This is a genomic window from Corynebacterium sp. NML98-0116, from assembly GCF_001767255.1.
GTDB lineage: Bacteria > Actinomycetota > Actinomycetes > Mycobacteriales > Mycobacteriaceae > Corynebacterium > Corynebacterium pseudogenitalium.
In genome coordinates, this window is the sequence record NZ_CP017639.1 from 806,498 (window position 1) to 826,619 (window position 20,122).

Below are 20,122 nucleotides of genomic sequence, written 5' to 3' on the forward strand. Positions count from 1 at the left end.
TTCGGGAAGTTTCGCCATATTCGAACAAATGAGCGAAGTTCTGGGGGGTTTGTCGGACCCATTTTCTATATTCATCTCAAATGCGAAAGGGAAATGAAGGAGAAATCAACATGAACAGCGTTATCTCTGCGACAACGAACGAAGTTTACGGTGCTCGCGTCCGTCAATCGAAGCGTGACCAGTTTCTTGAAACTGCCGATGGTTGCCTCACGTATGCCTATGGGCGATTTGAGGAGGGGGCGTACGACGAGGCTATGGAATATGCCTACCGTGCAGCGCTGCGGACTGCGGGTGCGGTGTGTTCCGATAGTCCGGTAATTCAGAAGCGAAAGCGGCTGCCAAGTAGTGCGTGGAAGAAGCTTGCGCTCACGGGGAAGGGCGGTGAGCGGTGGGCGAATGTGTTTGAGTCGTTCTCGCGGGAACGCGGCCGCGTTGCCTCGGGGATTGAGCATATGCCGCCAGCTGGCAGGGTTGCGCAGTTGCTTGAGCAGGCGGAACAGTTCCACCTCGAGGCACTTCCTGCCGGAAATGGTGTTGCGGCTTAGCCGGGGCAATCTTGCCCTCGTCTCCCGGGGAACAAAGGCGCTAGGATGGCCGTTGTATGGATAGCAACGTCCGCTTTGGAGCTTGGGAGTAGAGCAGTGTCACTTTCTGAACAGGAGCAGCAAGCACTCCGCGCAATTGAGCAGTCACTCATGGCAGATGACCCTTCATTTGTGCAAAGCGTCGGCCGAAACGCCGACTATGCGGCTCCATCGTCCACAGGCCGGATTACGATGCGCAGCGTTGCGTTAATGGTGCTTGGAGTGGTGTTGTTGCTCGGCGGTGTTGCGCTTGCCTCGCTTTCCATTTGGACAGTAATCATTAGCGTTATCGGGTTCGGCGTCATGATGGCTGGTGGAATCATGGCGTTGCGCACCCCAGCGCATGGCCCATCTGTATCGCAGTTGCGGAATGTTTCCCGGAACCAGCCGAAGTCTCCTCGAGTGAGCTCGATGGAGCAGAACTTTAAACGCCGGTTCGAGGATCGGCCTTAATCCTAAAAAGGACCACGCCCCCTTTACTGGGGGCGTTTTTTATTGTGTGGGCGAAGCCAAGCGCCCCACTTTCACCCACATTCTCCACTTTTGCCCACACGTGTATGCGGAGATGGACTTTTGTGGGTATTTCTTTGCGTATCTAGTCGACTAGTGGGGTGATTGTGGCTATTGTGAAGCGCGAAAGGGGGAGGGAGCCCCACCGTTTTCTTACTCGTTGACCTGCGGTTATGTTGAAGTCGGTAATCTTTTTTGTGTGTGGTGTGGCATTTGTGGGGCACAGTGGGTTAAAGTGGGGCGTAGCGGAAGGCGCGGTGGTGTGCTGACTACACACCTTTGTCGCACGAAGCAGAGAAAACTACATACATCACGTGTCTGACGGCGTGGAGGAAGGTGGGTCGCCCGATGTTTCTGGGAACCTACACTCCCAAGCTTGATGACAAAGGACGCTTGACGCTGCCTGCGAAGTTCCGAGAGGACCTCGCGGACGGGCTGATGGTGACCAAGGGGCAAGATCACTCTTTGGCGGTCTACCCCCGTGCGGAGTTCGCAGCGCGAGCCAAAAAGGCTGCTGCAGCATCCCGCACGAACCCGAAGGCTCGAGCGTTCATTCGTAATCTGGCTGCCAGTGCGGATGAGCAAACGCTTGACGGTTCTGGTCGTATCACGTTGTCGGCGTCGCACCGGGAATACGCAAACCTTTCCAAGGAGTGCGTGGTCATCGGTTCTGTAGATTTTCTCGAGATCTGGGATGCACAATCCTGGGCTCAATATCAAGAAGAGACTGAAGCCGCCTTCTCGGCGGCGGATGACGACGACATACTCTCCGGTCTGCTGTAAGGCTGACTACCTGACAGTGGACATCGACTACTGACGGAGAGCGTGTACGGACTCTATCCCGGGCGTGAAGCGTTCTGGTGTACTTCCCCGACATCAGAGCAGCCGCCCGGGGTAGGGCTCTATACGCTCCCCAAACATGGGTGTAGGTAATTTTCAGAACAACGCAGTGAAGGGAGTGTGCCCGACAATGGTAGAAGCCGCGATGGACTTTGATCCGGTGGCAAACCGTGGCCACGTTCCCGTGATGCGTAACCGGATGGCGGAATTGCTCGCACCAGCAGTTGAGCAATTCGGCGATCGCGCAGTGATTGTCGACGGCACCCTCGGGGCAGGCGGCCACACTGAGTACTTTCTTTCTACATTTCCAAACGCGTACGTTATTGGAATCGACCGCGACCCAAACGCGTTAGCTGCGGCAACGGAGCGTCTGGCTCCATTCGGCGACCGTTTTGTTCCGGTGCAAGCCCGTTTTGACGCAATTGGCGAAGTTGCGGCTTCTGACGAGCGGGTGCCTTTCGGCATCGTCCGCGAAAATGGAGTTGCCGGGGCGCTGTTTGACCTTGGCGTTTCTTCGATGCAGCTCGATCAGGAAGAACGCGGTTTCGCGTACAAGGTCGATGCCCCGCTAGATATGCGGATGGATACGACGCAATCGCTCACTGCAGCTGACGTGCTGAATACCTACTCGCACGGTGACTTGGCACGCATTTTGAAGACGTACGGAGACGAGCGTTTTGCGGGAAAGATTGCTCGGGCGATTGTTCAGCAGCGTGAACAGGAGCCATTCACAACGAGTGCGCGTCTGGTGGAGCTGCTGTACGACACGATTCCGGCAGCCACACGTAGGTCGGGCGGGCACCCGGCAAAGCGAACGTTTCAGGCGCTGCGGGTCGAAGTGAACCGCGAGCTCGAAGCGGTCGAGCAAGTCCTCCCCGTCATTACTGACCTCCTCGGAGTTGGTGGACGTGCGGTCTTCATGAGCTATCAATCGCTGGAAGACAAAATCGTCAAGGCGGCGTTTCGGGAACTCACGGAGTCGAAAACCCCACCGGGGCTCCCGATGGACTTACCCGGTACGCAGCCGCTGTTTCGATCCATCACAAATGGGTCGGAGAAGGCGTCGAAAACTGAAATTGAACATAACCCTAGAGCGGCGTCCGTACGGGTACGTGGTGTCGAGAAACTAGCACAAGGCAACTAAGGAACTGATCAATCATGGCAGCACGAGAGCACAGCGGATCGAACATGACGCTGACGCGCGGTGATCAGGCGCGCCCGCAGACGCGGCGCTCCGGCCAGCAGCGTAGCGCGAACACTCGGCTGCTCAACCCGGGAATTCGGCCACACGTCCCACACCCGCGTACTCACGGGCGGTTGGGGTCGAAGCAGATTGTGTCCTACCGCGGCAGGAGGATTGCGCAGCCGGCTGTCGCTAAGAAACAGTTGTCGCTGACGTTCACAGTGACGGTGGTACTGCTGGTATTCGGGGTTGTTGCTGCGATGGGGCTCAGCGCTTTGTCGACGACGCAAACGTTTACCATTCAGCGCCTTCAGGCGCAGGAACGAGAGCTGACCAACCGTGTCGAATCGCTGACCCGCGACCTTGAGGACCGCAAATCATCCGCAGAGATTGCACAACGTGCAGGTGACGCAGGCCTGTTGGTTCCATCGGCTCCAGGGATCGTTGCGGTGCATGAAGATGGCAGTGTGCATGAGCAGCGTCCGTTCGACCCGAACGCAACTGTCGGTGTGGTGGACGTGAATGAGTCTCACGCACGATCTGGGCGCGCGTCGAGTGACCAGCAAGCAACTCGCGAAATCGGTGATTCTTTGACGCAGCTTCCTGGCAATAACGTGCTTGGCAGCACTTCTCGTTTGGACAACGTGGCGCCGTATGCGCCGAATGTCCCACCTACGCTCTAAGCTCTAAGGGCACGAATCGTTTCTTACCCGTTGAATGCAATTGAGTGAGGTGAATATAGGGCAGTGGTCGAATCGCACCCGGACCGGAGAAAACGAACTGCTCGGCCACGTGCCCTGCAAGCACCTCAAGCGCCTAAGACACGGCGAAGTGTGTTGCACCAGCGGTCCCAATGGGCAGTAATTCTGTTTCTTGTAGTCAGCGTATTTTTGGTCGGCAGGCTGTTTCTTGTGCAGGTGGTGTGGGGCCCACAGCTGCGCGAGCAGGCGCAGTCGCAGCGCGCCAGGATTTACACTGACCCCGCGCGGCGCGGTGAGATCGTGGACCGCGAAGGTAACCACCTGGCGTACACGATGCAGGCGCGGTCGTTGACTGTGTCGCCGGTGACGCTTCGTAAGGAATTGCGTGAGCAGGTCATGCTCAATGAAAACATTCCGAATCTCGACGATGACGCGACGCGAGCCATGGTTGACGCGAGAGTCGAGGATATTCTGCGCACGATGGCCAACGAGATTCCCGTCATGATTGGCGAGGCAATGGGCGAAGAGGACGTCGATAGGCGACGAGACAATGACGATATGCGCAGTGTGGGCAAGGTTGACGCACGCGACATCCTCGAGAAGCTGCACGCGGATTCGAACTACGAGGTACTTGTCCGGAACGTGGACCCTGATGTGGCGTCGAACATTGCTGCTGAGTTCCACGGCGTGGCCTCGGACCACCAGGACATCCGGCAGTACCCGAACGGGGCGATTGCTGAAAACATCCTCGGCAAGGTGTCGATGGACGGGCAGGGACAGTTTGGGCTTGAAGCATCGAGTGATGCGGTGCTCACCGGGATCAACGGGCGCAAGACAGAGGACGTGTCGAACGACGGGCAGTCCATCCCCGGTACGCTGCGCGACGTTGTACCCGCGGTGGATGGCGCGAAGATCACCTTGACGATCGACCTGGACCTGCAGTCGTTTGTGCAGCAGACTCTGGAGAACGCGAAACGGAACTCGTTGGCAAAGGACGCCGAGGCAGTAGTGCTCGATGCCCGCAGTGGTGAAGTGCTAGCAATGGCGAATACCTCCACTATTGACCCGAACGGGGACATCGAGCGGCAGCTGCGCGAAGGGAAGGACTTCAGCAATAACGCGATCTCGCACCCGTTTGAGCCGGGTTCCGTGGCGAAGATTATCGCGGCGACTGCGGCAATTGAGGAGAAGGTGACTACTCCGGAAGAAGTACACCAAGTGCCGGGCTCTATCGACATGGCTGGTATTACTGTGCGCGATGCGTGGGAGCATGGTGTAATGCCGTACACCACAGCGGGCATCTTCGGGAAGTCCTCGAATGTGGGCACCTTGCAGATTGCGCAGAAGCTGGGCGAGGAGCGCTATTGGGATTACCTGCAGCGCTTCGGAATCGGAAACACAACCGGCATTGAGCTGCCCAACGAGTCCGCCGGTCTGTTGCCAGTGCTAGAGCAGTGGTCCGGAGGAACGTTTGCGAACCTACCAATTGGGCAGGGAATGAGCTGGACAGCGCTTCAGATGGCCAGCGTCTATCAAACGCTTGCCAACGGTGGCGAGCGGATTACGCCTCGCATTATCCGCAGCATTGAAAGTGCAGAGGGCACACCGCTGGAACAGCCCGAGCCTGAGCGGCATCGTGTGGTGTCGGAGGCGACGGCACGCACAGTCGTGGACATGTTCCGTTCCACGTTCCAAAACGACCCGGCAGGGATCAACAACGGTACCGCCCAGAACAGCCAACTTCCTGGCTATCAGCTTTCGGGCAAGACTGGTACCGCGCAAAAGGTGAATCCTGAGACTGGCGCCTACTCGCAAAACCAGTTCTGGATTACGTTTGCTGGCATCGCGCCTGCGAACGATCCGCGATTTGTCGTGGCCGTCATGCTTGATGAGCCGCAGCGAGGTACACGAGAAGGCGGAGCCGGTGGACAGTCGGCAGGTCCGGTGTTTACTGAAATCGCCAGCTGGCTGATCAATAGGGAGAACTTGCCGCCTAGCCCAGAAGCGGACCAGTACGTTTTGCAAGCCCAGTAGGGAAGTTTCACAATGAATGACATGACGCAGACAACACCGAACGCGCCTACCCTGGAGGCGCTCGCAGCGCTGTCTGGTGGGACGCTCCACAACGCCCCAGATCAGCCGCTGCACATTGAAGAGATTGCACTCGATTCGTCGAAGATTGCCCCAGGCGGACTGTTCGCAGCTTTGCCCGGCACCCGCGTGCATGGTGCAACGTTTGCAAAGCAGTGCCCAGCGGGCGCCATCTTTACTGACAATGCAGGCGCGAAGATCCTCGAGGGCCAAGGTGAAACGCGGCCGGTGCTGGTCGTCGAAGACGTTCGCGAAGTTCTCGGCGATGTGTCAGCCGAGGTGTATGGTCACCCATCCGAGCACATGACGCTGCTCGGGGTTACCGGCACGTCTGGCAAGACTACCGTGACGTACATGCTGGAGAAGGGGCTTGAGGCAGCAGGAGCGAAGGTAGGTCTGATTGGCACCACCGGCACGAAGATTCTCGGCGAGTACGTTCCAACGTCCCTGACTACCCCGGAAGCCCCGACGCTGCAGGCTCTGTTCCGCCGCATGCTGCAGGCTGGAGTGACGCACGTAGTGATGGAGGTTTCTTCCCACGCGCTCATGCTTGGCAGGGTGAGTGGCACGTCTTTCGATGTCGCTGGGTTTACAAACCTGAGCCAGGATCACCTGGACTTCCATAAAACAATGGAGGAGTACTTTGAGGCGAAGGCGCTCTTCTTTGACCCGACGTCGCGCAGTGCCGCGAAACGCGCGGTAGTTTGCGTCGATGACGAGTGGGGCGAGCGCATGGCTGACCGGGCACAGCACCCGGTTCGCGTTGGCACCCACGGCCAAGTTGGGGTCGACGTGAGCGCGAAGCAGCTGTCCGCAGACAAGACTGGTGCGCAAGAGATTTCCTTATCGACGCCGACTTCGACCCACACGTTGACGCTGCAAATGCCGGGCGCGTTCAACGTGGCTAACGCTGCCTTGGCAACCGCTATGGCGTACACCGCCGACGTTGATGTAGATGCATTCATGAAGGGCCTATCAAAAGCGCAGGTCCCTGGACGTATGGAACGCATCGACTGCGGGCAACCGTTTGTTGCAGTCGTGGACTACGCGCATAAGCCTGCGGCCATCGCAGCCGTGCTGGATACGCTCCGAAAGCAAGTGGCTGGACGCGTCGGCATTGCTGTTGGCGCCGGCGGGGACAGGGATGCGTCGAAACGCGTCATTATGGGCCGCGAATCTGCGCAGCGTGCTGACTTCGTAGTGGTGACTGATGATAACCCGCGTACAGAGGACCCAGCATCGATCCGCGCGGAGGTGCTGCGTGGTGCATTGGAACTCGCGGATGCTCCCCACCACCCGGAGGTGCGTGAAATCGGCGACCGCGCTGCGGCGATTGACGCTCTGGTGCAGTGGGCACAGCCGGGAGATGCGGTCATTGTCGTTGGCAAGGGGCATGAAGTCGGCCAGATTGTTGGCACTACGACGCACCACTTCGATGATCGGGAAGAGATGCGTCGCGCCCTAGAAACTTTCGCGAGGTAACAGTAGATAATGATTGCATGTTCGTTGGGTGAGATCGCCGAGATCGTCGGGGGAACGCTGTCGAAGGAGGCGGACCCCGAGGCGAAAGTATCGGGTGGCGTCGAGTTTGATTCGCGGAAGGTGTCTGAGGGTGACCTTTTCCTTGCGCTGAAAGGCGCGCGGGTTGATGGACACGACTTCGTCGGCACGGCATTGGAGCAGGGCGCGGTAGCCGCCATAACCACGCGCGACGTGGGTGCTCCTGCGGTGATCGTTCCGTGCGCCGAGGTTCGGCCAGATGACAACTCTGACTTGGCTGCGAGCGACCCAACGGGCAGTGCACTCGGTGTTGTCGCGGGCCTTTCGAAGCTCGCAGCGCACGTGGCTCGCCGCCTAGTTCGCGAACACGGACTCACGATTGTCGGCGTGACAGGATCGGCGGGGAAGACCTCGACGAAAGACCTGATCGCTGCGGTGCTTCGCCACAAAGGCGAGACCGTGGCTCCTCCGGGTTCCTTTAATAACGAGATTGGTCACCCGTACACGGTGCTGCGCTGCACACAGGAGACGGCGTTTTTGGTGGCGGAGATGTCCGCGAGGGGCATTGGGCACATCGCGCATCTTGCAAAGATTGCCCCGCCATCAATCGGCGTGGTGCTGAACGTCGGCTCCGCACACCTTGGGGAGTTTGGCTCGCGCGAGGCGATTGCTCAGGCGAAGGGCGAGTTAGTCGAATCACTCCCTGATGCGGATCACGGTGGAATCGCCATCTTGAACGCCGATGACCCATTTGTTGCAGGTATGCGCCCCCGCACAACTGCGAAGGTGTGGATGTTTTCGGCTGAGGGATCGCCCGAAGCAGACTTTTTTGCTACGGACATCTCATTGGACGAGGTTGCCCGAGCATCGTTTGTGATGCACACGCCAGACGGGCAACAGCACAGAGTTCACCTGGGCGTGCACAGCGCCCACCAGGTTGGCAATGCGCTAGCTGCGGCGGCAGTTGGTTTCGGCGCAGGCATGCAGCCTGAAGCGATCGCGGCAGCGCTGAGCCAGGCACGGACCGTATCCGTGAATCGCATGGATGTGCGCACCCGCGAGGATGGCGTGACTGTCATTAACGACGCGTACAACGCAAACCCTGAATCGATGCGTGCCGGTATCGCAGCGCTTGCGTCGACGGCTGCCGCACACCCGGGGGCGCGCTCGATAGCGGTGCTCGGTGAGATGGGCGAGCTCGGCGAGGAGTCCGCGTCAGCCCACGCTGAGCTCGCCGGAGAACTGGTAAAGCACAACATCACGGACCTTGTAGCGGTGGGGCAAAGTGACGCGATGGAATCGCTGGCGCAAGCGGCACAGCAGCAGGGCATCGCCACACAGTCTGTTGCCGATAGTGCCGAGGCAAGCAACGCTGTCGAAGCTACGATTGTCACTGCCACACCCCCGCCAGCAGTGGTGCTGGTCAAAGCGTCGAACGCCCAAAAGTTGTGGGTGGTGGCTGAACAACTCATGCGCACCCGTACGCTTGACAGTCAAAGTAAGTCAACCAATGAGAATGAAGCAAGGTAGCAGTCTCACATGATTCAAGTAATTGTCGCAGGAGTTATTAGCTTCCTCGTTTCCATTTTTGTCACACCTTTGTTGATTCGGTATTTCCACCGCCGCGAGATCGGCCAGGAAATTCGGGAGGACGGGCCGCAGTCGCACGCGCGGAAGCGCGGCACCCCAACGATGGGCGGCATCGCTATTTTGCTCGCGATCACGCTGGGCTACTTGGCTAGCTCGATTGTCGCGCTGGCCACTAACCACGCGGCGTTTACCGCAAGCGGCGTCATCGTGTTGGGCTTGACATTGGCGCTTGGCCTGGTCGGGCTTGCCGACGACGGCATTAAACTCTTCATGAAGCGCAATCTCGGTTTGAACAAGACCGCGAAGCTTGTGTCCCAGTTTGCAATTGCCATTGTTTTCGGCCTGCTGACCACGCGATTCCCTGACGAGAACGGCTTGACGCCAGGCTCGACCCTGCTCAGTTTTGTGCGCGATATCGAAACGATTGACATCGCGGTCGGCGGCGGAATCCTTGGCGCAATCCTGTTCCTGATCTTTATTTACATTCTGCTGGCTGCTTGGTCGAACGCGGTAAACCTCACCGACGGGCTCGACGGGTTGGCCGCTGGTACGACTGCTCTGGTGATGGCCGCGTACACCATGATCACGTTCTGGCAGTTCCGGAATTCTTGCGAGGCAGCGCTGGCAGCGGGTTGCTACAACGTCCGCGACCCGCTTGACTTGGCGGTGCTTGCGGCTGCAGGCTTCGGTGCCTGCGTTGGATTCCTGTGGTGGAACGCGTCCCCGGCCAAGATTTTCATGGGTGATACGGGTTCGCTGGCGCTCGGTGGCCTCGTAGCGGGCCTGTCAGTGGCATCCAAGACCGAGCTTCTGATGATCATCATCGGCGCACTCTTCGTACTCGAGGCAGCCTCGGTGGTCATCCAGGTGGCATCGTTTAAGTCCACCGGCAAGCGCGTGTTCCGGATGGCGCCGTTCCACCACCACTTTGAGCAAGGAGGCTGGGCGGAGACAACCGTGGTTGTGCGTTTCTGGCTCATCGCTGCGATGGCGGTCGCGCTCGGCACCGCAATTTTCTACGGTGAGTGGCTCACACAGAACGGAGTGACGCTGTCATGACCGATACGAGTGTGATCCCCGCAGAGATTTCCCGCGGCGTGCTGCTGGCTGGTGCGGGCGTTTCGGGCCGAGGGGTGCTCGGCATGCTCCAGCAGGTCGGCGTTCCATGCATCGTCGCGGACGACAGCGAGGAAAACCGCGAGTTCGCTGAGCGCACGTGGGGAGTGCGGGCCGTCGATACGCAGCTGGCACACGAGTACTTCGGTGAGGTCGAGGTAGTAGTGACGTCTCCAGGGTGGAGGCCCGACACGCCGCTGCTTGTCGACGCCGCCTCGGCCCAACTCGATGTCATCGGTGATGTCGAGCTGTGCTACCGGTTGGATCGCGCGGGCGTGTTCGGGCCACCGCGCGAGTGGCTCGTTGTGACAGGCACGAACGGTAAAACCACCACCACTGGCATGCTCGCAGCCATGATGCAGGAGGCATCTGCCCGCACTGGTAAGCGTGCGCTGGCGTGCGGAAACATCGGTACCGCCGTGGCTGACGCGGTGGTGGATCCCCAGCGTGTCGACGTGCTCGTGGCCGAGCTGTCCAGTTTCCAGTTGCATTGGTCGAGCCAGCTCGTTCCCAACGCGGCAGTTCTTCTCAACCTTGCGGACGACCACATTGACTGGCACGGCTCATTCGAGGCGTACGCGGCTGCGAAGGCGAAGGTGCTCAAAGCTCCCAACGCCGTGGTCGGCATCGATGACGAGCACGTGCAAGCGATCGTGGCACAGAATGACCGCAAGCAATTCTTCGGTTTTACGCTCGGCCAGCCCGAAGAGGGCCAGGTCGGTGTTATCGACGGCAAGCTCGTTGCGCGCCGCGACGGCTCGGTCCTTGAACTGGCAGATACGAATGGCATTGAACCCGCGGGTGCTGCAGGCGTGCTGGACGCAGGCGCCGCCGCTGCCGTGGCGTTGCTGTGTGGTGCGACACCCTCTGAGATTCGTGAAGCACTCGCAGGCTTCCACGTTGCGGGGCATCGCGGAGCCGTGGTCCACGAGGCGAACGGCGTTCGGTGGATCGACAACTCGAAGGCGACGAACCCGCACGCGGCTGATTCGGCGTTGACCGGGGCGGGCACCGTCGTGTGGGTTGCAGGTGGTCAGCTGAAGGGCGCTGCGATTGATGAGGTCGTCGAAAAACATGTGGGGCACATGCGTGCCGTAGCGCTGCTTGGGGTCGACCGCATGGAAATTTACGACGCCGTCAAGCGGCTGGCACCTGACCTGCCTATCTTTGCGACTGACTCGACTGACCCCGAGGTGGCAATGGACGCCGTGGTTCGCTTTGCTGGAGAGCATGCGCAGCCTGGCGATAGCGTTGTGCTGGCACCGGCTGCCGCGAGCCTGGACATGTATCCGGGTATGTCTGCGCGCGGCGACGCGTTTCGTGCGGCCGCCAGGCGACACTTTTCACTACAGTAACTTGAGACACAGCAGTGTTCGAAGCGAAGGGTAATGAGGTGCCATGAAGCGAAATCGTCGACAGCAACCGCCGGCGCGTGCGCCAAAGACTGGCACCCGCGACGTGCCTCAAAGCGCACTGGGCCGGGCACATACGTCGTTCATTGCGGCGCTTGAGCAGCGGCCCCTCATTGACTACACCGTGATTCGGACCGTGGTGCTGGTGCTGGCTGCGTTGGGCATCGTGATGGTGATGAGCTCGTCGATGGCGTCATCGTTCGCTGCTTCGAGTAGCGTGTGGTCGACTGCGCTTCGGCAATCCCTGATGGTGCTGGCGGGCCTTGTCTTGTTTTGGGTTTCGCTGTTGGTCCCGCCCGAGCGCATCCGGAAGCTGGCCACGCCACTATTCCTATTCGCGGTGTTCCTGCTGGTACTGGTGCTGCTAATCGGTACCGGACGTGAGGAAGTCGGTTCGCAATCGTGGCTGATGTTCGGCTCGTTGACGATGCAGCCTTCTGAGTTCGCCCGTGTGGCTATTGCAATTTGGGGTGCTGCGGTGCTGTCGAAGAAGCAGCCGCCAGCATCGGCGCCTGCGTGGCAGTCGCCGACCGCACAGTTCTTGCTTGGAGCGGGCGTGTGCATCCTCCTGATTGCGAAGCAGGGTGACGCCGGCATGACCATGTCGTTTGCCGCCATCGTGATCTTTGTGCTGTGGTTCGCAGGCTTCCCGCTCAAGGCCATCGGCATCCTCTGCGGGCTCATCGGTGCTGCAGCGGTCATGTTGTTCCTGCTTGGCGGCTTCCGCTCGCAACGCTTCCACGTCTACTTCGAGGCGCTGTTCGGAAACTTCAGCGATACTCGCGGTGCTGCGTTCCAGACGCACCAAGGATTCCTTTCTCTTGCCGACGGCTCCCTCTTCGGCGTCGGCCTCGGACAGTCCCGCGCGAAGTGGTTCTACCTCCCAGAGGCTCGAAACGACTTCATCTTCGCCGTCATCGGCGAAGAGCTCGGTATGTGGGGCGGCATTATGGTGATCGCCCTGTTTGCTGCCCTTGGCTACTTCGGTTTGCGCACTGCGCAACGCGCACAGACATCGTTCCAGGGACTCGCCGCTGCCTCGTTAACAGCAGGCGTAGTTTCGCAGGCGTTCATTAACATCGGGTACGTCGTCGGCCTTGTGCCGGTGACGGGTATTCAGCTGCCGATGTTGTCCGCCGGTGGTACCTCGGCAGTGATTACCTTGTGGTCGATGGGCATGCTGGCCTCCATTGCCCGCCACGAGCCCGACGCAGTCTCGGCCATGCAGAACTACGGGCGCCCACGCTTCGACAGAATGCTGTTCGTCCCGGAGCCGAAGGCGACGGCACAGCTGCGCGCGACTCGCGCGGGGCGAACTCACATACATGAGCAGTCACGCCGAGAGCAACGGTACGGAGTGCCTGTTGCTCACCGAGTCGTCCCAGACGACCGTGCGCAGCGACACTCGCCCCGGCCCACGAGGAATGTCGAGGTAACGCAACGGAGACCACGACCGAACCAATCAGAGCGACGCCGGTACCGTTAGGTGGCCGTCGAAAAGGAAAGGACGGGATCCATCATGGACAAGACCCAGCACACAGTGGTGCTCGCAGGGGGAGGCACCGCGGGCCATATTGAACCGGCACTCGCGGTAGGCGAGGTGCTTCGTGAACAGTACGGCGCAAATGTGATTGCGCTCGGAACTGAGCGTGGTCTGGAAACCACTATCGTCCCCGCGCGCGGCTTTGACCTTCAACTCATTGACCCTGTGCCGATCCCGCGCAAGAAGCCATGGAAGCTTCTTGGCGTGCCGTTCAAACTTGCGCGTTCCGTGCACCAAACACGGAAGGTGATGAAGGAGTCGAAGGCTGAGGCAGTCTTTGGTACGGGTGGCTATGTGTCGGCGTCTGCGTACCTTGCCGCGGCATCGTTGCGCCTACCATTTTTCGTCTTGGAAACGAACGCGTTGGCGGGCATGGCCAATAAGCTTGGCGTCAAGCTAGGTGGTGTCGGGATTAACGCCGTGGCGAACTCGGGGATGCCGGGTGATGTCGTGGGGATCCCGGTGCGTCCGGGAGTGGGCGTCGATACGGATGGAGCGAAAGCGCAGCGTGGGTACAAGATGTGGGACCTTGACCCCGACAAGCCGGTGGTTCTGATTACCGGTGGGTCACAGGGCGCGGTGAGCATCAACCGGGCTGTTGCCGGGGCCATCGAGGACATCACGGCGCGCGGGTTCCAGGTGCTGCACGCCTACGGCAGAAAGAACGACGCCCCGAAGCCACACGAAGGCTACACGGCGGTGCCGTACATCGACGACATGGAAGCTGCGTATGCCGTGGCGGACATGGTTGTGTGCCGCTCCGGCGCCATGACCGTGGCGGAAAACTCAGCCGCTGGCCTGCCAGCCGTTTACATCCCACTGCCGCACGGCAACGGCGAACAGGGGCTCAATTCGGCGCACCTGGTAGCTACCGGGGCGGCAGTGCGCATCGACGATGCCGAGCTCACCCCAGACGCGCTTGCCCGCAGCGTCAACGAGATTTTGGGTCGGCCAGAGCAAATGCAGCGCATGCGAGAAGCGCTCGAGCACTCTGGCGCGGGTAGTGTGGCAGAAGATCTCGCTGCACGGATCATTGCGACTATCACAAAGGAGTAACACCGTCATGTCTTCCGAACACACCACCGCGCCTGGTTCTGTGGATCTTTCCCGCGTACATCTGGTCGGTATCGGTGGCGCTGGCATGAGCGGTGTCGCCCACATCCTGCTTGACCGCGGGGCAGTAGTGACCGGGTCCGATGTGAAAGACTCCCGTCCAGTGCGTGCGTTGCGCTCGCAAGGTGCACAGGTCGCAGTTGGACACGACGCCGCGAACCTCGAGCTGACGGGGCAACTTCCGACCGCCGTGGTCACCAGCTTTGCTGCGATTCCGAAAGATAACCCGGAGTTGGTGCGTGCGAAGGAGGAGGGAATTCCTGTGATTCGCCGCTCAGATCTGCTCGGCGAGTTGATGGACGGTTACACGCAGCTCCTGCTAGCAGGCACGCATGGCAAGACGTCCACGACGTCCATGACCGTGGTGGCGTTGCAGGCTGCGGGGGAGGACCCTTCCTTTGCGATTGGTGGCCAGCTCAACAAAGCCGGCACCAATGCCCACCACGGTGCGGGCGATATTTTCGTGGCGGAGGCGGACGAGTCCGATGCTTCGTTGCTTCGCTACAAGCCAAATATCGCCGTTATCACCAACATTGAGCCTGACCACCTGGACTACTTCGGCACGCACGAGGCATACTTCAAGGTGTTCGACGACTTCGCTGATCGCGTGCAGCCCGGCGGTTTCCTCGTCGTTTGTATGGATGACGAGCACGCTGCAAGCTGTGGTGAGCGCGCATTGCAGCGCGGCATCAACGTCGTCGGCTACGGCACTGAAGCAGCGGCTGCAGCGCACCCAGATATTCCCGCAGGTGCAGTAGTTGTAGAAGAGCGTATCGACGGCTCCTACGTCGACGTGCGTGCTCGACTCAACACCGGCGGCGCATCTGCTGAGTACTCCTACCGCCTGTCGATCCCCGGCCGGCACATGGTGCTCAACTCCCTGGCCGCGCTGTTGTCCTCGACGCTGGCGGGTGCGGAACCTGAACGGATCGCAGCGGGGCTGAGCGGGTTCTCCGGTGTCCGGCGCCGCTTCGAGTTTAAGGGCCTCGTAGAGGACGGGCCGTTCGCAGGTACCCGTGTCTACGACGACTACGCGCACCACCCAACCGAGGTCACCGCTGTGTTGACGGCGGCGCGGGAGAAAGTCGAGTCTGAGGGCAAGGGTGCGCGCGTCGTGGTGTGCTTCCAACCGCACCTGTACTCGCGCACACAGAACTTTGCCCAAGAGTTTGCTGACGCCCTCTCACTCGCGGATGTCGTCATGGTGCTGGACATCTTCGGCGCACGCGAAGCGCCCGTTGAAGATGTGACCAGCAGGCTCATTACTGACAAGATGGATAGCTCGGTGCCGGTAGTGCTTGAGCCCAATTTCCTCGCAGTACCGGTGACACTGGCATCAATGGTTCGTCCTGGGGACGTCATCCTAACGATGGGCGCTGGGTCGGTGACAATGCTCGCCGATGAGATCCTCGCGCAACTTCGGCAGACGGAGGTTTAGCGTGACAGAGCAGACAGAGCAGGAAGCCTTCGAGTCGGACCACCTCGACGAGTTTGGTGATGAGGACGCTCAAACGCGCAGCAAGAGCAAGCGCAAGCGTCGCTTCGCTATCGCGGGAGCTGTCATCGCTGGTCTCGCTGTGTGCGGAATTGCGTTGCCGTTTACACCGTTGATGCCGGTGAAGGGTGTGGTTGTTGATGGCAACGACGTGCTCACGCCCGAGGCGGTGCAAGCCCAGTCCGACATTGAGCTGGGCACGCCTATGGGGCTGGTCAAGGTGCGCCGTGCTGCTGAGAACATCGTGCAGGACCCGTGGGTGGACGTTGTCACGGTGCACCGCGACTGGCCAAGCACTGTGAGAGTTGACCTCAAAGAGCGTGTCGCAGTGGCGTACTTGCAGCAGCCGGACGGGGCGCATCTGATCGATACTGAGGGCAAGGATTTTCTGATCGCTGAACCGCCGGTTGGGGCGATGGAGCTCGTGGGGGTCGACGTCGAGAACAAGGAGCAGATGCGGGACGCTGTGGCGATCGCGGCGTCGATAAGCAGTGGTGCGCGTGCGCAAGTTGCCGCTTTGGAGGCGAATGGCCGGTACTCATTCGTGCTGCGGTTACACGACAACCGCCGCGTGGTGTGGGGCGCCTCAGAAGACAATGCGAATAAATCACTGGCCTTTGAAACCGTTTTGCAACGCGAGGGCGCCGAGTTCAATATTTCTAATCCGGAGCTGATTACCGCGCGGTAGCGGTGTAAAACCCCAGGTCAAAACCCTAAAGTAAAGGTTTAGGGTCGAGACACGCCGAGGGAAACAATAAATTTTTTCGTGTTTTCGCCCATGATGGGATGCGTTACCGCAATTGTTGAAGTTCTAAGAAGTTTTGAAAGGCGAGACACTACCCATGACCTCTCCCGCAAACTACCTCGCCATGATCCGCGTCGTCGGTGTCGGTGGCGGTGGCGTTAACGCTGTCAACCGCATGATCGAAGAGGGCCTGAAAGGTGTGGAGTTCGTTGCGATCAACACGGACTCGCAGGCACTGCTCTTTACGGATGCAGACACCAAGCTCGACATCGGGCGTGAGGCGACTCGCGGACTTGGCGCCGGAGCAAACCCTGAGGTTGGCCGGACCTCTGCTGAGGACCACAAGCAGGAAATCGAAGAGTCGCTGAAGGGCTCGGACATGGTCTTCGTGACCGCTGGCGAGGGCGGCGGTACGGGTACTGGTGCTGCACCAGTTGTCGCGGGTATCGCGAAGAAGATGGGTGCGCTGACCATTGGCGTTGTCACCCGTCCGTTCACGTTCGAGGGCAAGCGGCGCACCCGTCAGGCGCTCGAGGGCATCGCGAACCTGAAGGAAGTGTGCGACACCGTCATTGTCATTCCGAACGACCGACTGTTGCAGCTGGGTGATTCGGACCTGTCCATGATGGATGCATTCCGCGCTGCGGATGAGGTGCTTTACAACGGTGTTCAGGGTATTACGAACCTGATCACCATTCCGGGCATGATTAACGTCGACTTCGCAGACGTGCGCTCGGTGATGGCCGACGCCGGCTCCGCCCTGATGGGCGTCGGCTCCTCCCGCGGTGAAAACCGCGTGATGAATGCGATGGAGCAGGCGATCAACTCGCCACTGCTGGAAACCACGATGGAGGGCGCGAAGGGCGTGCTCATTTCCGTTGCTGGTGGTTCCGATCTCGGCCTGAACGAGACGAGTGCCGCAGCGTCCATCGTCGAAGAGAAGGCAGACGACGACGCGAACATCATCTTCGGCACGATCATCGACGACAACCTCGGTGACGAGGTGCGCGTCACGATTATCGCAACTGGCTTCGACGAGAAGGCCAACGCTCGCCCGGATGCCCAGCAGCCGGTCGATGCTGCAGCCGCATCGGCGGAAGAAGGCGCGGCGCCGTCTCCATCGCGTGGTTCACTGTTTGAGGATCGAGCTCCGGAGACGGAACGCGATGACTCCTACCAGGCGCGTCACCGCTACGAGCCGCACCGCTCGGGCCTCTTCACCGGCGGGGAGTCCGAATCCTCCTATGAGCGTCGTGGACGCGAGGAGCGCGGCGGCGATGATTTTGACGTCGATGTCCCTGATTTCTTGCGTTAGTCTGGGAGCATGACTGACTCTCTTCTCGACGTAGAACAACGCCCCGTCCGCATGGTGTTTACAAGCCGTGCGGGCGGGGCGTCGTCGTCCCCATATGACTCTTTCAATCTTGCGCTGCACGTCGGGGATGACCCGGAGGCCGTACGCGCGAACCGCGCGCGGCTTGCATCGCTGCTCGGGGTTGATGTGGGGCGCTTCGTGTGGATGGAGCAGCTCCACACGCCGAACGTGACGGTGGTGGACGGGCCGCAGTCTGAGCCTGTCGAGGCTTCTGATGCCATCGTAACCACGACCCCGAACCTCGCCCTGTGCGTGCTGGTCGCTGACTGTACGCCGGTGCTGTTGGCAGACCCCGTCGCTGGAGTGATTGCCGCGGTGCACGCTGGGCGTCTTGGGGCGCGAAACGGCATCGTGAAGAAGACCGTTGAAACAATGCGTGACCTGGGTGCTCAGCCTTCACAGATGCAGGCGCTGCTCGGCCCTGCAGCTGCGGGAGCGTCATACGAAGTGCCTGCTGATATGGCAGCGGATGTTGAGCGCAAGCTGCCAGGCTCCCGGATCACTACGCATGCAGGGACCACTGGGCTTGACATCCGTGCCGGTATTCGGCGCCAGCTCACTGAGCTCGGTGTGCAGCGAATTGACGTAGATCCGCGCGATACCATCGCGGACGAGGACTTCTTCTCGTACCGGAGAGAATCCACAACTGGGCGCCAAGCAGGCGTTATTTGGCTAACTGGAGTGAAATAAATGAGCACAACTGATATTGCAAGCAACCTTGCCAAGGTGCAGGAGCGTATCCGCTCCGCGGAGCGTGCCGCGGGTCGCGAGCCGGGAAGCGTGGAACTGCTACCAGTGACGAAGTTTCATCCGTGCTCGTCGATTGAGGTACTTGCCGCGGAAGGTATTCGCCTGGTGGGGGAGAACCGCGAGCAGGAAGCGAGCGCCAAGGTCGCGACTCTGCGCGAGCACGGGGTCGACTGTGGTATCGCGATGATCGGGCAGATCCAGTCGAAGAAGGCGAACGCAGTGGCGCGATGGGCGAGTGAGGTTCACTCGGTGGATTCCTTGAAGTTGGCGAAGGGACTCGAGCGTGGCATGGCGCTCGCTCTTGAGCGGGGTGATCGGACGTCCGAAATCCTGCCGTGCCTTGTTCAGGTTTCTGCAGACGGCGACGAAAGCCGTGGCGGTGTCGCGGTGGAGAAGATCGCCGAGTTGGTTGAAGCGCTCGAGGGGGCTGAGCACCTCCAGTTCGACGGGTTTATGGTTGTGCCACCGCTAGATGCAAACGCCAGCGAGGTATTCGACCAGGTCCGCGAGCTGCGAGACACCTACGCGGCCAAGCTTGGGCGGCCCCTGCGTTTCTCGGCGGGGATGTCCGCGGACTTTGAAGAAGCCATCGCGCATGGCTCGGATGTCGTGCGTGTCGGAACGGCGGTGATGGGGCCGAGGCCCGTAGTCTAAAAACCTAATCCGGAATTACATAGAGGTAATTTCTGCCCCGTCAGCACAGGCAACAAACGAGGAGCACCCAGATGTCTATTATCGGCAGCGCGAAAGAATTTTTCGGTCTTGGCCCGTTCAACGAAGATGACCCCTACTTCGATGAAGTGCAGTACGACGAGCGCGAGAACACTCGCGAGGAATCGACGAGACCTTCGCGCACATCTGAGTACGGCAGCGAGGACCGCTACCGCTCCTCAGCTACCCGTGACTACGCGGATCGCGCACCGAAGTCCTACACTCCCCAGGTCGTGTCCACTGCTCCGCGCAATTACAACGATGCGAAGGATATCGGCGAGCCGTTCCGTGATGGCGATGCCGTGATTATGGAGCTGACGGATCTCGACCCCCACGATGCAAAGCGCATCGTCGACTTTGCCGCTGGTCTGTGCTTCGCACTTCGTGGCAACATGTACAACCTGAGCAGGGGCGTTGAGACCCGCCGACGAGTCTTCGCGATCGTTCCGGAAAACGCTCGTTTGACCGAAGTTGAGCTGCAGCACACAGCGCGTCTTCGCTAATCGACGTCCAGCTCTGCGAAACATCAAGAAGAACAGGTAGTGTGTGACCCGTGTCTTTATTAGGAGCAATTCTTTACGCCGCGCTTGGGTTGTACTCCCTGATTGTGGTCATCCGCATCATTGTCGAGATGGTGCAATCCTTCTCGAAGCAGTTTGATCCACCAAGTTGGTTTATGGTCGTTGCGGAAGGCATGTTCGTGGTCACGGACCCGCCTGTGAAGTTCTTCCGCAAACTCATTCCGCCCATGCGTATGAGTGGCGGCGTTGGGATAGACGTCAGTGTGATCGTACTGTTCGTGGCGATTATGCTGCTCCAGATGCTGGTACGGGTCACCATGTTGTAATAGTGAGCTTGGATTG

The 20,122-nt window shown here is 60.0% G+C and carries 19 protein-coding genes; all 19 read left to right on the plus strand.

Going from position 1 to position 20,122, the window contains the following annotated elements; translation table 11 throughout:
- The first annotated feature begins 110 nt into the window (after positions 1 to 110).
- Complete coding sequence (locus BJP05_RS03510; protein WP_070362205.1) at positions 111 to 545, plus strand: SAV_6107 family HEPN domain-containing protein; 435 nt, start codon at positions 111 to 113, stop codon at positions 543 to 545.
- Positions 546 to 641: 96 nt separating this feature from the next.
- Positions 642 to 1,037: a DUF3040 domain-containing protein gene (locus BJP05_RS03515; protein ID WP_070362206.1), complete on the plus strand. Its 396-nt coding sequence runs from the start codon at positions 642 to 644 to the stop codon at positions 1,035 to 1,037.
- A gap of 405 nt (positions 1,038 to 1,442) precedes the next feature.
- Complete coding sequence (mraZ, locus tag BJP05_RS03520) at positions 1,443 to 1,877, plus strand: division/cell wall cluster transcriptional repressor MraZ (protein ID WP_070362207.1); 435 nt, start codon at positions 1,443 to 1,445, stop codon at positions 1,875 to 1,877.
- Positions 1,878 to 2,079: 202 nt separating this feature from the next.
- Positions 2,080 to 3,078 carry a 16S rRNA (cytosine(1402)-N(4))-methyltransferase RsmH gene (rsmH, locus tag BJP05_RS03525; RefSeq protein ID WP_141742248.1) on the plus strand — a complete coding sequence of 333 codons (999 nt, stop codon included), beginning with the start codon at positions 2,080 to 2,082 and terminating at the stop codon, positions 3,076 to 3,078.
- A gap of 14 nt (positions 3,079 to 3,092) precedes the next feature.
- Positions 3,093 to 3,800 (plus strand): hypothetical protein, encoded by a 708-nt coding sequence (locus BJP05_RS03530; protein WP_070362209.1) that lies wholly within the window; start codon positions 3,093 to 3,095, stop codon positions 3,798 to 3,800.
- A gap of 114 nt (positions 3,801 to 3,914) precedes the next feature.
- A complete protein-coding gene (locus tag BJP05_RS03535) occupies positions 3,915 to 5,852 on the plus strand; it encodes a peptidoglycan D,D-transpeptidase FtsI family protein (protein ID WP_370295848.1) in 1,938 nt (645 codons plus the stop codon).
- Between the two features lie 21 nt (positions 5,853 to 5,873).
- The gene (locus BJP05_RS03540) at positions 5,874 to 7,391 is read left to right on the plus strand and encodes a UDP-N-acetylmuramoyl-L-alanyl-D-glutamate--2,6-diaminopimelate ligase (protein ID WP_070363470.1); all 1,518 of its coding nucleotides are present in this window, start codon (positions 5,874 to 5,876) and stop codon (positions 7,389 to 7,391) included.
- Positions 7,392 to 7,400: 9 nt separating this feature from the next.
- On the plus strand, positions 7,401 to 8,939 hold the full coding sequence (gene murF, locus BJP05_RS03545; RefSeq protein ID WP_070362211.1) for a UDP-N-acetylmuramoyl-tripeptide--D-alanyl-D-alanine ligase: 1,539 nt from the start codon (positions 7,401 to 7,403) through the stop codon (positions 8,937 to 8,939).
- Between the two features lie 9 nt (positions 8,940 to 8,948).
- Positions 8,949 to 10,058 carry a phospho-N-acetylmuramoyl-pentapeptide-transferase gene (mraY, locus tag BJP05_RS03550; protein ID WP_070362212.1) on the plus strand — a complete coding sequence of 370 codons (1,110 nt, stop codon included), beginning with the start codon at positions 8,949 to 8,951 and terminating at the stop codon, positions 10,056 to 10,058.
- Positions 10,055 to 11,470 carry a UDP-N-acetylmuramoyl-L-alanine--D-glutamate ligase gene (gene murD / locus BJP05_RS03555; RefSeq protein WP_070362213.1) on the plus strand — a complete coding sequence of 472 codons (1,416 nt, stop codon included), beginning with the start codon at positions 10,055 to 10,057 and terminating at the stop codon, positions 11,468 to 11,470. Before mraY ends, murD begins: the two co-directional genes overlap by 4 nt.
- Before the next feature lie 43 nt (positions 11,471 to 11,513).
- Positions 11,514 to 13,013, plus strand: a complete 1,500-nt coding sequence (locus BJP05_RS03560) for an FtsW/RodA/SpoVE family cell cycle protein (protein WP_070362214.1) — start codon at positions 11,514 to 11,516, stop codon at positions 13,011 to 13,013.
- Between the two features lie 33 nt (positions 13,014 to 13,046).
- Complete coding sequence (murG, locus tag BJP05_RS03565) at positions 13,047 to 14,126, plus strand: undecaprenyldiphospho-muramoylpentapeptide beta-N-acetylglucosaminyltransferase (protein ID WP_070362215.1); 1,080 nt, start codon at positions 13,047 to 13,049, stop codon at positions 14,124 to 14,126.
- A 7-nt stretch (positions 14,127 to 14,133) separates the two neighbouring features.
- On the plus strand, positions 14,134 to 15,621 hold the full coding sequence (murC, locus tag BJP05_RS03570) for a UDP-N-acetylmuramate--L-alanine ligase (RefSeq protein ID WP_070362216.1): 1,488 nt from the start codon (positions 14,134 to 14,136) through the stop codon (positions 15,619 to 15,621).
- 1 nt (position 15,622) lies between these two features.
- Positions 15,623 to 16,366 carry a cell division protein FtsQ/DivIB gene (locus BJP05_RS03575; protein ID WP_168156177.1) on the plus strand — a complete coding sequence of 248 codons (744 nt, stop codon included), beginning with the start codon at positions 15,623 to 15,625 and terminating at the stop codon, positions 16,364 to 16,366.
- Between the two features lie 154 nt (positions 16,367 to 16,520).
- Complete coding sequence (gene ftsZ / locus BJP05_RS03580; protein ID WP_070362217.1) at positions 16,521 to 17,738, plus strand: cell division protein FtsZ; 1,218 nt, start codon at positions 16,521 to 16,523, stop codon at positions 17,736 to 17,738.
- A gap of 9 nt (positions 17,739 to 17,747) precedes the next feature.
- A complete protein-coding gene (gene pgeF, locus BJP05_RS03585) occupies positions 17,748 to 18,488 on the plus strand; it encodes a peptidoglycan editing factor PgeF (protein ID WP_070362218.1) in 741 nt (246 codons plus the stop codon).
- A complete protein-coding gene (locus BJP05_RS03590; RefSeq protein WP_070362219.1) occupies positions 18,489 to 19,202 on the plus strand; it encodes a YggS family pyridoxal phosphate-dependent enzyme in 714 nt (237 codons plus the stop codon).
- Positions 19,203 to 19,273: 71 nt separating this feature from the next.
- Complete coding sequence (locus BJP05_RS03595; protein ID WP_070362220.1) at positions 19,274 to 19,762, plus strand: cell division protein SepF; 489 nt, start codon at positions 19,274 to 19,276, stop codon at positions 19,760 to 19,762.
- A gap of 50 nt (positions 19,763 to 19,812) precedes the next feature.
- Positions 19,813 to 20,106 carry a YggT family protein gene (locus BJP05_RS03600; protein WP_070362221.1) on the plus strand — a complete coding sequence of 98 codons (294 nt, stop codon included), beginning with the start codon at positions 19,813 to 19,815 and terminating at the stop codon, positions 20,104 to 20,106.
- Positions 20,107 to 20,122: the final 16 nt, after the last annotated feature.

Excerpts from the sequence above, each read along its gene's own strand:
- BJP05_RS03510 (WP_070362205.1), top strand. The coding sequence starts at position 111 with ATGAACAGCGTTATCTCTGCGACAACGAACGAAGTTTACGGTGCTCGC.
- mraZ (WP_070362207.1), top strand. The coding sequence starts at position 1,443 with ATGTTTCTGGGAACCTACACTCCCAAGCTTGATGACAAAGGACGCTTG.
- rsmH (WP_141742248.1), top strand. The coding sequence starts at position 2,080 with ATGGACTTTGATCCGGTGGCAAACCGTGGCCACGTTCCCGTGATGCGT.
- BJP05_RS03530 (WP_070362209.1), top strand. The coding sequence starts at position 3,093 with ATGGCAGCACGAGAGCACAGCGGATCGAACATGACGCTGACGCGCGGT.
- BJP05_RS03540 (WP_070363470.1), top strand. The coding sequence starts at position 5,874 with ATGACGCAGACAACACCGAACGCGCCTACCCTGGAGGCGCTCGCAGCG.
- murF (WP_070362211.1), top strand. The coding sequence starts at position 7,401 with ATGATTGCATGTTCGTTGGGTGAGATCGCCGAGATCGTCGGGGGAACG.
- mraY (WP_070362212.1), top strand. The coding sequence starts at position 8,949 with ATGATTCAAGTAATTGTCGCAGGAGTTATTAGCTTCCTCGTTTCCATT.
- murD (WP_070362213.1), top strand. The coding sequence starts at position 10,055 with ATGACCGATACGAGTGTGATCCCCGCAGAGATTTCCCGCGGCGTGCTG.
- BJP05_RS03560 (WP_070362214.1), top strand. The coding sequence starts at position 11,514 with ATGAAGCGAAATCGTCGACAGCAACCGCCGGCGCGTGCGCCAAAGACT.
- murG (WP_070362215.1), top strand. The coding sequence starts at position 13,047 with ATGGACAAGACCCAGCACACAGTGGTGCTCGCAGGGGGAGGCACCGCG.
- murC (WP_070362216.1), top strand. The coding sequence starts at position 14,134 with ATGTCTTCCGAACACACCACCGCGCCTGGTTCTGTGGATCTTTCCCGC.
- ftsZ (WP_070362217.1), top strand. The coding sequence starts at position 16,521 with ATGACCTCTCCCGCAAACTACCTCGCCATGATCCGCGTCGTCGGTGTC.
- pgeF (WP_070362218.1), top strand. The coding sequence starts at position 17,748 with ATGACTGACTCTCTTCTCGACGTAGAACAACGCCCCGTCCGCATGGTG.
- BJP05_RS03590 (WP_070362219.1), top strand. The coding sequence starts at position 18,489 with ATGAGCACAACTGATATTGCAAGCAACCTTGCCAAGGTGCAGGAGCGT.
- BJP05_RS03595 (WP_070362220.1), top strand. The coding sequence starts at position 19,274 with ATGTCTATTATCGGCAGCGCGAAAGAATTTTTCGGTCTTGGCCCGTTC.